Here is a 12682-nt window from a genome sequence, read left to right as displayed (position 1 = left end):
CGTACCAACCAGTCGCTTTCCTGGGGGCGTCCGATGAGCCGCTTAGGTTAAAACAGCTGTAATATCCACACTACGCTTTAACCTATTATTACCCGTTAAAGCGATTCATCACATCAAGAAATGGCTTTGAAAGAGATTCTTCTACAGCATTTACACTTTTTTCAATAGCTTCACTAACAATAGCTTGATCTTCTTTTGAAAATTTTGACAACACATAATCTGCTACCTTCATACCAGCAGGCGGGCGATTAACCCCAACACGTATGCGATTAAATTCTTGTGTACCTAGATGCTGAATTAATGATTTAATACCATTATGTCCACCCGCACTTCCTTTTTGACGCAGGCGTAATTTCCCTGTTTCTAAATCTAAATCGTCATAAATAACAATTAAGTCTTCCACATCAATATCAAAATAGTTCATAAGGGGCCCAACACATTCCCCCGATAAATTCATATATGTTAAAGGTTTAACAAGTAGAACCTTTCCTTCAGGACGATGTACCGTTGCATACATACCATTAAACTTTGAATTAGTTAAAGGTGTACCCCATTTTTCAGCTAATGCATCAATAACATCGAAGCCAATATTATGTCTTGTATGCTCATAAGGCTTGCCTGGATTCCCTAAACCAACGATAATTTTCATAAGTACCCCTCTTCTTTCAAATCTAATAGTCATTATTTTACCATATCATGCACTAAGAAAGCAGTTTGTACAGTTTTTGAAAGTAAAAGTTCAATAATGGCTTGATATTATTTAAAATCCTCACTTCAACCATACATATCGTGAAATGGTTTTAAAACAACACATGTATTAATTTAAAATATAAAAGGCTACTGAAGAAGTTTAACTTCCTCAGTAGCCTTTCCTTAACAAATATTTTTACTCTTGTACCTGCTCACTATCTACTGTCGATTCCTCAACGACTGCCGGGGCCATAATTGATACCAATGTATGACCATTTTCACTGATAATATCAAAATCAATCGTATCTCGAATATCTGCTACCGTAATTGTTTCACCAATTTTAAGTTCAGTAATGTCAACTTCAATAGCTTCTGGTATATCTGCTGGTTTTACGTTAATTTTCACATCTAGGTTGGGCTGCATTAATATGCCACCCACACTAACTCCAACTGACTCTCCAACAAGTCTAATAGGCACTTCAGCTTCTATTGCTTCGGACATATCAATTGCTAAAAAGTCGATATGATTTACTTCATCTTTCATTGAGCATTGTTGAATTTCTGATACAACAACATTCACCTTTTTACCATCTAACTCCATTGAAAAAACACCGTTTTGCCCATTCTTTTGAATGGATTTTCTGAATTCATTCGCTGAAATAGAAATTGGGGTCGAATCTAATTTATAGCCGTAAATAACTGCAGGAATGGCTCCCCCTTTTCTAAGTTGGGTTAATGTCGAACGATGCCCAGCTTCGCGCTTTTTAACACTTAATACTGTACTCATACTATACTTCCCCTTCCAAGAAAAATTTATTTACGCCTTATTATAAATGTCACTACTTTCAATGACATTTGTTAAGGCTATAATAATATTTACTACAATTTTAGCTTATCACCATAACGTGGGGTTGATTTCCGTTCCAGCTGGGCGCTTTGTTGCTGACGCTTCGCTTTCGCACAGATAAAAACATTTGTTGCTGACGCTTCGCTTTCGCGCAGAGCAGAGCTTCCTGGGGGCGTCCGATGAGCCGCTTGGGCCAACAGATGTTTTTTGTGCGAAAGCGTAGTGCAACGAAGCGACAGCAACAGCACCGATGTTGGTCACGAAGGCGTTATCACAGGACGTGATGGTTTTAGCCTTCGTTCCTCTATTGCTATTCCCCAAGGAGTCGCCCAGCCTCCACTCCAATCAACTTATTCATAACTTATGTTTTAACAAAATATATCCCACCTTAGGCGGTAAACTATTTTTTATAAAGTAGTGTAAATATTATTAAGTCACAATTACCATATACCCTTTTACAAGAAAATTCAAACAAAAGAAACCTAGAAAAAGGACAAATCTACTTACAAACGTAGATTTGTCCTTAATAAGCCACATATTGGGATCTGTTTATTTATATTAATCAAATAGAGTACTTACAGATTTATTTTCATAGACACGAGAGATTGCATCTGCCATCAATTTAGCTACTGAAAGCTCTGTAATTTTTGGAGATTTTTTCTCTTCAGGAAGTTGGATTGTATTTGTTACAACTAATTCTTTAATCGAAGAGTTTTCGATACGCTCGATTGCTGGGCCTGATAATACCGGGTGAGAACAACAAGCATAAACTTCTTTCGCACCAGCTGCACGTAATGCATCCGCGCCGATTGTAATCGTACCAGCAGTATCAATAATATCATCAATCAAGATTGCCACTTTACCATCAACATTACCAACAATGTTCATTACTTCTGCAACGTTTGGTTTTGGACGGCGTTTGTCAATAATTGCAATAGGTGCTTTTAAACGTTCTGCCATTTTACGAGCACGTGTTACACCACCATGGTCTGGGGAAACAACAACGATTTCTTCTTCTGGGATACCTTTTGATTTGAAGTGATCAGATAATAAAGGCACTGCCATCAGGTGATCGATTAAAATATCGAAGAAACCTTGGATTTGTGGTGCATGTAAATCTAAAACGATAACACGTGTTGCACCAGCTGTTTCAAGTAAGTTTGCTACTAATTTAGCTGTAATTGGCTCACGTGCTTTTGCTTTACGGTCCTGACGAGCATATCCATAATAAGGCATTACAACGTTTACTGTACGAGCAGATGCGCGTTTGACAGCATCTACCATAATTAAAAGCTCCATTAAATGTTCGTTTACAGGCGCAGAAGTAGACTGCACGATAAACACATCACAACCACGAATACTTTCTTCAATGCTAATTTGAACCTCTCCATCGCTGAAGTGTTTAACAGAAGATTTACCTAATTCAACACCCATTTCTTGCGCAATTTCTTGAGCAAGCGGATTGTTAGAGTTAAGTGAAAATATTTTTAATTGTGAGTTTGCATAATGATACGGCATGATGGCCTCCTGTTTAGTTGATAATTATTTTGAATTTAATTTGCTTACATAATTCGGTTTGTTTTCTTGTCTTGCACGAGCAATTGCTAGCGCATCCTCAGGAACTTCTTTTGTAATTGTAGATCCTGCTGCAATAAATGAACCTTTTCCAACTTTCACTGGCGCTACTAAGTTAGTATTACATCCTACAAATACATCATCTTCAATAATTGTTTGGAACTTGTTTTTCCCATCATAGTTTACTGTAATGGAACCACAGCCAATATTGACATTGCTTCCTATTTCAGCATCGCCAATATAGCTTAAGTGGGATACTTTCGTGTCATTACCTAGTTTACTTTTCTTCACTTCTACAAAGTTACCAATTTTCACATGGCTACCTATATCAGAAAGTGGTCGAATATTTGCAAACGGTCCTATAGCTGTGTCTTCTGCTACAGCGCTTTCACGTACAACAGAAGAATGTACAGTTGTTCGGTCACCGATACGGCTATCAATGATTTGTGTGTTTGGCCCAATTATACAATCTTCACCAATAACAGTTGTACCTTCAATCATAGAACCTGGTTGGATGACAGTATCACGACCAATCATTGCCTCAGCGCTGATGTATGTTGCTTCTGAATTAATAATTGTGACACCGTTACGCATATGCTTTTCATTAATTCTTGTACGCATTAGCGCCTCTGCTTGAGACAGAGCAACACGATCATTGACACCAAGTGTTTCTTCAAAATCTTCCGTTACAAATGCTTCAACGACATCGCCTTGTTTTTGTAAAATTTCAATCACATCAGGTAAATAATACTCACCCTGAGCATTGTCATTTTTCACAAGCTTCAATGTCTCAAATAACGCTTTATTATCGAAGCAATATGTGCCCGTATTAATCTCTTTCACTAATTGCTGCTCTGCTGAAGCATCCTTTTGCTCAACAATTTGCTCCACTTGTCCATTGTCGCCACGTAAAATACGACCATAGCCTGTTGGATTTTCAGCAATAGCTGTTAAAATCGTTGCTTTAGCATTCTTTGCTTGATGATGCTCGAATAATGCTTGCATCGTTTCAGGGCGAATAAGTGGTGTATCGCCACAAACAACTAATGTTGTCCCTTCTTCGCTACCTAAAATTGCCTCCGCCTGTTGTACAGCATGAGCTGTCCCTAACTGTTCAGCCTGTAAAACATACTCGCTTTTATCGCCAAGCTGTTGTTTCACCTTTTCTGCACCATGTCCTACAACCGTTACAATGCGATTCACATCTAACGTTTGAATGTGATCCACCACATGTTGTACCATTGGCTTCCCACATACTGGATGGAGCACTTTATATAATTTGGACTTCATACGTGTACCTTGACCTGCAGCCAAAATGACAGCAAAAATGTTGCTCATCTGTAAGTCCTCCAATACGCTCATTTTCTCTTATGACTATATAGCAAAATCCATCTATTTTCAAGGCATGTTGACTTGACAAAAAGATGAATTTCCAAATCAAATGCACCTTATGCTCGAATGTTAATATGTATGTCCTAAAACTACTCATTTTCTCTTATTCTCAAAATAAAAAGAACTCTCCAAATTATGAAGAGCTCTCTTTAACTATACGCCAATTCCTTCTAATTCTTCTGCTGCTTCTACCTCGCTTGAATTATGGTACTCGTTTAAAATAATCTCCTGAATTTTATTACGAGTAGTAGAATTGATAGGATGCGCAATATCTCTAAATTCACCATCTGGCGTTCGTTTACTTGGCATAGCAACGAACAAACCTGTATTGCCATCAATCACACGAATATCATGAACTACGAACTCATTGTCGAGTGTAATGGAAGCAATCGCACGCATGCGACCATCCGTCTGTACACGACGTAATCTTACATCAGTAACTTCCATTTTCTCACCACCTCTCTTCTTAGATGCCTAAATGAAAATATAATATTCTTTATTACCGAATATTTTCCTTTTTCTAGTCTATCAAATTTTCTAAAAAATTTGAATACTTATTAGTATAATATTTCCTTTTTTATACGTAAATTTTGTCAATTGTTTGTCAGTCACCCTCTATGGGTGTTACTTTTCAGTTTGGTAATACTTTTAGGAGTTTTATCAGCGATTTGCTCCTTATCGGCGATTGTTGGGGTTTTATCAGCGGTTATTTTATTTTTATCAGCGATTATTGGAACTCTATCAGCGGTTTTTCCATTTTTATCAGCGATTATTGGAATTCTATCATCGATTTCACTACTTTATCAGCGATACTACTTGTAGTTTAGAATATTCACTTCCCCTTGGCGTATTGTCGCTGTCGCTTTGCTTTCGCGCAGAAAACATTTGTCGCTGTCGCTTTGCTTTCGCGCAGAAAACATTGCTATAAAAAAAGCCCACTAAAAGATTCTCTTCTAGTGAGCTTAAAAAATTCCTTATTTAACGATGGCAATAACTTCGATTTCTACTCTCACATCTTTTGGTAGACGTGCAACCTCTACGGCTGAACGAGCTGGTTTATGATCGCCAAAGTGGCTAGCATATACTTCATTCATTGCAACAAAGTCGTTCATATCCTTCATAAAAACGGTTGTTTTAATAACATTGTCCAAAGATGATCCAGCAGCAGCTAGAACTGCTTTTAAATTTGCAAATACTTGATTTGTTTGAACAGTGATATCACCTTCCACTAATTCGCCTGTTGCTGTTAGTGGGATCTGACCTGAGCTATAAAACATGCCATTTACAATAATCCCTTGTGAATATGGTCCAATTGCTGCTGGTGCATTTGTTGTTGCTACTACTTTCATTTGTCATTTCCCCTTTTAGAAAAATAGTTACCTTCACTTAGTGCAATTGTACGGTCTTTTTCATTGACCTCATGAAGCTTTACTAGTGAATAATAATCATCTACTAAAGTTTCGTCTGCATGCTCAGCCTCTACAAGCACTGCAATACCAGCTAGCTGACAGTCAAATTCCTCTAATAGATTTTTCATGCCGTTCATTGTACCACCGACCTTCATAAAGTCGTCAGTAATAAGCACTCGTTGCCCACTCTTCATGCTTCTTTTTGATAATACCATTGTCTGAATTCTTCTGGAAGAACCAGATACATAGTTGATGCTGACTGTAGAGCCTTCAGTTACCTTACTATCTCTTCTGACAACAACAACTGGTACATTTAAATGTCTTGCAATTGCGTGGGCAATAGAAATCCCCTTTGTTGCGACAGTCATTATGACATCAATTTGTTGATCAGCAAATGCGGATGCAAATACCTTTCCCACTCGATTAATTAAATCTGGATTGCCGAGTAAGTCCGTCATAAATAAATAACCGCCCGGTAACAAACGATCTGAATGCTCAAGCTCCGCCTTTAAATCATGAATAACTAAACGGACCTCAGCCTCGGACATTTTAGGAATATACTTAACTCCTCCTGCAGCGCCCGGTACTGTCATCAATAACCCGATTCCTTTTTCTTCGAAAGTTTCTTTTACAATCGTCAAATCTTCACTAATAGAAGACTTTGCAGATTGATATAGTTCAGAAAAATAAGTTAGCGGGATCAGCTGATGTGGATGTTCTAGTAAATAGTACGTCATATCAACTAGTCGTTCACTACGCTTCCATTTCATGCGACCCTCTCCTAAACACGAATATTTATAGGTAAAATTAACATAAATTTGCGGTTTTAAGCAAGCGAATTTCGCTCACCTAAAATCCGAACAGCATATACTTCTTCGCAAAAACCACGTAAACCATTATAAATTCGGCTCACTCGAGCTTCACTATCCACTAAACCAAACACCGTCGGACCGCTTCCACTCATTAATGTTGCATCTGCTCCAAAGCGCTTCATTTGTTCCTTTAACATTACTACTTCTGGATGTAGCTTAAAAGTTACAGTTTCCAAAACATTCCCTAATGATGCACATAGTAGCTCATAATCTTCCGTTTCAATAGCATGAATCATTTGCTTCGTATTTGGATGTTCTAACCCTTCAACCTTTAATCCTCCATATACCTCTGCAGTAGAGACACCTATTTTAGGCTTAGCTAAGACTACCCAACAGTTTGGTGGTGCAGGCAATTCCTGAATTTTTTCTCCGCGCCCCGTTGCTAATGCTGTGCCACCATAGACACAAAATGAAACATCCGAACCAATTTTCGCACCTAATTCAGCTAACTCATCTATAGATAACCCTAAATTCCACAACTCATTTAAACCCTTTAGTGTAGCAGCCGCATCGCTACTGCCACCTGCTAACCCTGCTGCGATTGGTATTTCCTTTTCTATAGTAATGGATACACCTTGTCCAATGCCGTATGTATCTTTAACTAGACGCGCTGCCTGATAAGCAAAATTTCGGTGATCATTTGGCACGAAATTATCAGTAGAAATTATTTCAATTACGCCATCTTCTCGAGATTCTAGGCAGATACGATCAGCTAAATCCACAGTTGTCATGACCATCTCTACCTCATGAAAATTATCTGGTCTTTTATAAAGCACATCTAATGTTAAATTTATTTTTGCAGGCGCCTTTACATAAAGCATCTTTCTTCCTCCTTATAGCTACACTTATCAATTACGCATTAGCGCAATTGGCTGACGCTTCGCCTCGCACAGATAAACAATGCTCCTAATTTTAAATTAAAGCTACCGATGCAGGTTAATAAGCCTTATCGCATGGAGTTAGGCTAACCTCCTAGCTTGTCCTTTAAACCGTAACATCTGACAGATCATTCAGTTTGATATTTTAATACACACTGAATAGAAATTACACTTTGTCCGTCTTTAGATGTAGGAGTCTTCTGTAACTGTTACAAAACATCAGTAGCTGGCGTTCACTTCGCTATATAAAACATTTTCTGAATGAAGATAAACCTGTCATTCATCTTTCACAAGATTATTCATTTTATTTTACCATAATGGGAATGTGAAAATGGAAAAAAAGAACCGTATACCCCTATTTGGTGTAACGGTTCTCTTTCGTCAGTCGTGTTGTTGTGTATACAGGAAGTTTTCATCCCTGTAATTGAAGTTTCAAAATAATAAGTGGTCTATTTTCACAAAGAGGCTACTTATTATGCTCTTGCTCACTACTTGCTCTTTCAGCCATTTCGATGGCACGTTTGACCATATTACCGGCGTCTCGAGCTTTTATGCCGCCCCAGCCTTCTCGTTGCACAACATCATAAAATCCAAGCTCTTTAGCGATCTCTTCCTTTAAACGAGGTGACATGATACCTTTTCTAGGCATATAAACTCCTCCTTAACAACTGACGATTTTAGTATGCCCCAGAAAACGCAAAACACTCATGCAGTTTTTATACATGAGTGTTTCAAAATATAGAAATAAGTACTAGAAACTATTTTGCGATAGCAGCTTGTGCTTCGTCTAAAAATGTAATCTCTACTGCCTCAGTTAAAATATCTGTGTAGCTATACGATACGCGCTTGCACGTATTGTCTTCTTGATCAAGCTCAACTACAAAGATAGCGCGATATGTCTCACGCAATACCCCTGCACACTCGACCGTTTTTTTGCGACCTCCGTTTGCTTTTAACTGCAAACGTTTACCCAAATGACAATCCAACGACTTTTTAATGTCCGCTAAAGTTTTTGGCATTTTCGCTTACACCTCACTAATAAATAGTATAAGCGATTCGCCCAAAAATGTCAACAAAATATATTATTTTATCAGCCTCTAATTAATGTTGTCAACTTATTTTTCATAAAAAAGACATGTTTTTTTACTTATACTCAAAAAAGTTAACAAAAATTTTTTACTTTGCAAATGTAGGGTATAGTGCATCGGCTAATTTTCCAAACTCTTGAATGGTTAGGGTCTCTCCTCGACGTGTTGGTTCAATATTTACCGCTCTTAAAGCATCCATAATTTTTTCTTTGTGTACCTTACCATTTGGTAAACCTGATTGTAAATTATTGAAGATTGTTTTTCGTCGTTGTACAAACGACGCACGAGTAACAACGAATAAAAAATCCTCATCAATTACGTTTACTGGAGGTTCATCATGCTTAATAAGACGGATCACTGCAGAATCCACGTTTGGTTGCGGCATAAAAACAGTTTTCGGTACCGTCATGGCAATATCAGCCTTTACATAATATTGAATCGCAATTGATAAAGAACCGTACTCCTTCGTTCCAGGCTTAGCTGTAATACGATCTGCAACCTCCTTTTGCATCATGACAACGAAACCGCGAATCGGCAAACGATCATTAAGTAATTTCATTAAAATTGGTGTCGTCACATAATAAGGTAAATTCGCTACAACCATAATATCTTCAATACCTGGCATCTCTTCCTGAATTACTTTAGCCACATCCGCCTTTAAAACATCTGAATGTACAATAGTTACATTATTATATGGGCTAAGTGTGTCTTCTAATACAGGTAATAATCTCTGATCAATTTCAAAAGATACAACCTTTTTTGCACTTCTTGCTAAATGCTCTGTTAATGCTCCAATGCCAGGACCAACTTCGATTGCGCCACTATTTTCAGTTAAATTTGCATGACTAACAATATTTCGTAAAATGTTCGGATCTATTAAAAAGTTTTGACCTAAGCTTTTTTTAAATGAAAATCCATATTTTCTTAAAATTTCCTGTGTTCTAATTGGTGTTGCAATATCCTTATGCATCGTTTTCCTCCTGATCTAACTGTGCGATTGCCGCACCAAATTGCTTTTCTGTAATTTGAAACATTTTCAATCTTTTATGAAGTTGTTTGCCGTTTGTTGCACCAATATTCAAAATTTCTCCAAGACGATCACGTCGAGTCTTCGCCCGTGGATGGCCAATTAAATGTGCCGTCATTAAATCTTCGAGAGTGATATCATCTGTGGTTGGCTCAATCTCATTTGGGGTATAGACATGTTGCAGTGCCTCGCGTATATCTTCATCTGCTGCATGCTCAATGCCTAGTCCTTTACCGTTTTTCGCAATTGTTTTGGCTTTCGGTAAAAAAGCGTGTTTTACACCTTTTACATGCTCCTCGATAATGGAACGAATTCGACGTCCTGGATAATCTGGATCAGTAAAAACAATAACACCTCTTTTATCCTGTGCATGTTGAATTCTCTTCAGTGTTTCCTCTGAAATAGCCGATCCATTTGTTTCTATAGTATCTGCTTGTACAGCTCGCTTAATAGCTGTTGTATCATCTTTTCCTTCAACAACAATGATTTCTTTTATTTGCAAAAAGGCTCCTCTTTTCTACCTTATCTTCAGACCATTTTACAACTGCACTGTACGATTGTACAGAAATACCCGGCTATTCATCTTTTATAATATTCAGCCTTGATTTTGCTATTGTTGATTCTCTAGAACAAATTACTGAAAAAAATAAAAAAGCTTTCCCGCCAGTCAAAACAGGAAAGCTAATAATAGTGAAAAACATTTTGATTAATTTTACAATTTTTTTAATTTAATACTTTTATACGCACTTTCCTTACTCCCCAATTACTAGCTTGGGATTCAGATTGTACAAGTATGTCGATCCGATTACCCTTAATTGCACCACCAGTATCTCCTGCAATAGCTGTTCCATAGCCCTCAACCCAAACTTTTGAACCGAGCTTAATAACAGAAGGGTCTACAGCTATTACTTTCAACCCAGATCCTGATTGCAAATTAATCCCAGTGGCAGATATCCCCGAGCAGCCGCTACAATTAGGTGTATAAGCGGTTGCCGTTACATAAAATTCTTTACCACTAGCTGGCTCTGATGAACCACGTGATACAGTCGCTGCGCTAGCTACTACAGTTTTAGTACCTACTGCAACCACTTGCTTTTGCGATTCTTTTACAACTTTCTCTGATTGTAAATTTTTAGTTACAACTTGGCCATTCTCTTTCACAACTTCATATGTTTTAGTCATTAATCCTTTTTGGCCTGCTGTTACAACTTTTTGTTTTCCTTTTTGCAATGAAGCATCCTGCTTCTTTTCAATTGCGAAATCTAAAGATTCTTCCACTACATCGATAACCTTTTCTACGCGAACTACTGTGATTTTACTCTGCGGAGTGATTACGTCCTTCAGGTTATTCTCGACACGATCGAATTCATTTAGTTGAATTCCTTGTTGTTTTAAAAAGTTAGCGACCGTAGTCGAAGTGGACCATACTTGTCTCTCGTTTACGCCATCGACAAGCGATACTTGAAACGCCTTTTGAATATCGATCTTGTTGTCTGCTCCTACTTCTGTATCTAGACCTTGTACTAATGAGTCATGCTCTGATACTTCAATATTTGCTTCTTTCAAAATGTCTTTCACTTGTGTTTCAGTTGTCCAAACTTTTGACTGATTTCCATCAACTGAAATAGTTACTTCTTTTGCCTGTTCCCATGAAATTGCTAATCCATTAACAATTTTGGTGTTCAGAGAGGGTGATATTTTGTCATGCTCTGCTACGTCTATATTTTGATCTTGTAATAATTGTTCTACAGTTTTGGCATGTGTTGTTACTTCGATTGTTTCTCCGTTCGCATCAAGCGTTACGGACTTTTTAGTACCTTGATAAAGTACAAATGAAATTACAGATACAAACAGGACAAGTGAAATAATGCTTATCACTGTTTGCTTACTCCTCAATGATCCTAAGAACAAGTTTTTCATGGAATTATTTGACATGAAAAAACGCCTCCTTAATACAAAGTTGGATTATACGTACTAGATTTGGCACTGTCAACCCGAATGTATTTCAAAGAAAATTGACATTCCCTTTTTAGCCAACCACAAACCCAGTATTGGAGGCATCTCAGCTAGTTAATTGTCAATCCTAAAAAATTTTTTCGCATTGGCTGTCGTTACTTGTGCAATTTCCTCAATCGTTAATCCTTTTAAACGGGCAATTTCTTCTGCAACTAATGGCACTAAAGCTGGCTCATTACGTTTTCCTCGATATGGATGAGGTGCTAAATACGGTGCATCAGTTTCAATCATCAAATGTTCTAAAGGTATTTCTGTCGCCACTTCTTTCGGCATTCGTGCATTTTTAAATGTCACCGGCCCACCAAGACTAATCATAAAATTCATAGCAATACATTCTTGTGCGGTTTCCACACTGCCACTATAACAATGCATAACGCCTCCCACGGAAGCAGCGTTTTCTTCACGTAAAATTTGTACAACATCTCCAGTAGCATCCCTGTTATGAATAATGATTGGTAAATTCAGCTTTTGCGCTAAATGAATTTGCTTGCGAAAAAGTGCTTGTTGAACATCTTTCGGGGATTTATCCCAATAATAGTCCAACCCGGTTTCACCAATACCTACTATTTTTGGATGTGCTGCTAATTTCTCAATCCAATTTAAATCCTCTTCTGTACAATCAATGGCATCGACAGGGTGCCAACCAATGACACCATAAACAAAATCATACTGTTCAACCAGTTGCATTGTTTTTTCTATAGTTTTGCGGTCGAAACCAACAACAACCATTGTTTCTACTTTGGCTTCAAGAGCTCTATCTATAACCTCTTGTAAGTCTTCTTCATACTGATCTGCATTTAAGTGTACATGTGTATCAATAAACATCGTCATTCTCCTAACATAGATTTTATTAGAAATTATTATTTCATATTTTTCATCAGTGTTACA

At 37.6% G+C, this 12682-nt stretch carries 15 protein-coding genes; 1 reads left to right on the top strand and 14 read right to left on the bottom strand.

All coding sequences use genetic code 11. The features are described 5' to 3' along the window. Positions 1-88 precede the first annotated feature (88 nt). The 5 genes from pth to spoVG form a co-directional block, all read right to left on the bottom strand. Positions 89-649 (bottom strand): aminoacyl-tRNA hydrolase, encoded by a 561-nt coding sequence (gene pth, locus ACQKOG_RS23900; protein ID WP_370081898.1) that lies wholly within the window; start codon positions 647-649, stop codon positions 89-91. 237 nt (positions 650-886) lie between these two features. Continuing rightward, complete coding sequence (locus ACQKOG_RS23895) at positions 887-1477, bottom strand: 50S ribosomal protein L25/general stress protein Ctc (protein WP_402874737.1); 591 nt, start codon at positions 1475-1477, stop codon at positions 887-889. 618 nt (positions 1478-2095) lie between these two features. Continuing rightward, complete coding sequence (locus ACQKOG_RS23890; RefSeq protein ID WP_370047888.1) at positions 2096-3055, bottom strand: ribose-phosphate diphosphokinase; 960 nt, start codon at positions 3053-3055, stop codon at positions 2096-2098. Between the two features lie 24 nt (positions 3056-3079). Then, positions 3080-4450, bottom strand: coding sequence for a bifunctional UDP-N-acetylglucosamine diphosphorylase/glucosamine-1-phosphate N-acetyltransferase GlmU (glmU, locus tag ACQKOG_RS23885; RefSeq protein WP_370081894.1), 1371 nt, complete (start codon positions 4448-4450; stop codon positions 3080-3082). A 207-nt stretch (positions 4451-4657) separates the two neighbouring features. Continuing rightward, the gene (gene spoVG, locus ACQKOG_RS23880; protein WP_370081892.1) at positions 4658-4951 is read right to left on the bottom strand and encodes a septation regulator SpoVG; all 294 of its coding nucleotides are present in this window, start codon (positions 4949-4951) and stop codon (positions 4658-4660) included. 189 nt (positions 4952-5140) lie between these two features. On the opposite strand from spoVG, the gene ACQKOG_RS23875 reads away from it, so the two are divergent. Next, positions 5141-5326, top strand: coding sequence for a hypothetical protein (locus tag ACQKOG_RS23875; RefSeq protein ID WP_402874734.1), 186 nt, complete (start codon positions 5141-5143; stop codon positions 5324-5326). A gap of 152 nt (positions 5327-5478) precedes the next feature. Here ACQKOG_RS23875 and ACQKOG_RS23870 read toward each other — a convergent pair whose 3' ends face one another. The 9 genes from ACQKOG_RS23870 to ACQKOG_RS23830 all read right to left on the bottom strand — a co-directional run bounded on the left by ACQKOG_RS23870 (position 5479) and on the right by ACQKOG_RS23830 (position 12619). Next, positions 5479-5853: a RidA family protein gene (locus ACQKOG_RS23870; protein ID WP_142510486.1), complete on the bottom strand. Its 375-nt coding sequence runs from the start codon at positions 5851-5853 to the stop codon at positions 5479-5481. Further along, complete coding sequence (gene purR, locus ACQKOG_RS23865; RefSeq protein ID WP_079563681.1) at positions 5850-6683, bottom strand: pur operon repressor; 834 nt, start codon at positions 6681-6683, stop codon at positions 5850-5852. Before purR ends, ACQKOG_RS23870 begins: the two co-directional genes overlap by 4 nt. A 56-nt stretch (positions 6684-6739) precedes the next feature. Further along, on the bottom strand, positions 6740-7606 hold the full coding sequence (ispE, locus tag ACQKOG_RS23860; RefSeq protein ID WP_370081886.1) for a 4-(cytidine 5'-diphospho)-2-C-methyl-D-erythritol kinase: 867 nt from the start codon (positions 7604-7606) through the stop codon (positions 6740-6742). Between the two features lie 523 nt (positions 7607-8129). Next, on the bottom strand, positions 8130-8312 hold the full coding sequence (locus ACQKOG_RS23855) for a small, acid-soluble spore protein, alpha/beta type (RefSeq protein WP_053594103.1): 183 nt from the start codon (positions 8310-8312) through the stop codon (positions 8130-8132). Positions 8313-8421: 109 nt separating this feature from the next. Continuing rightward, positions 8422-8682, bottom strand: a complete 261-nt coding sequence (gene veg / locus ACQKOG_RS23850) for a biofilm formation stimulator Veg (RefSeq protein ID WP_370081883.1) — start codon at positions 8680-8682, stop codon at positions 8422-8424. 157 nt (positions 8683-8839) lie between these two features. Further along, complete coding sequence (gene rsmA, locus ACQKOG_RS23845) at positions 8840-9721, bottom strand: 16S rRNA (adenine(1518)-N(6)/adenine(1519)-N(6))-dimethyltransferase RsmA (RefSeq protein WP_370081881.1); 882 nt, start codon at positions 9719-9721, stop codon at positions 8840-8842. Next, entirely contained in the window at positions 9714-10280 is a 567-nt protein-coding gene (gene rnmV / locus ACQKOG_RS23840) for a ribonuclease M5 (protein WP_370081879.1), read from the bottom strand. Before rnmV ends, rsmA begins: the two co-directional genes overlap by 8 nt. A gap of 221 nt (positions 10281-10501) precedes the next feature. Next, entirely contained in the window at positions 10502-11713 is a 1212-nt protein-coding gene (locus tag ACQKOG_RS23835; RefSeq protein WP_370081877.1) for a ubiquitin-like domain-containing protein, read from the bottom strand. A gap of 135 nt (positions 11714-11848) precedes the next feature. Beyond that, positions 11849-12619 (bottom strand): TatD family hydrolase, encoded by a 771-nt coding sequence (locus tag ACQKOG_RS23830; protein ID WP_370081875.1) that lies wholly within the window; start codon positions 12617-12619, stop codon positions 11849-11851. Positions 12620-12682 lie beyond the last annotated feature (63 nt).

The organism is Lysinibacillus sp. NPDC093216 (assembly GCF_050280325.1).
Classification (GTDB): Bacteria; Bacillota; Bacilli; order Bacillales_A; family Planococcaceae; genus Lysinibacillus.
Note: the sequence above shows the minus strand (reverse complement) of the source record. Positions and strands in the feature narration are given on the sequence as shown.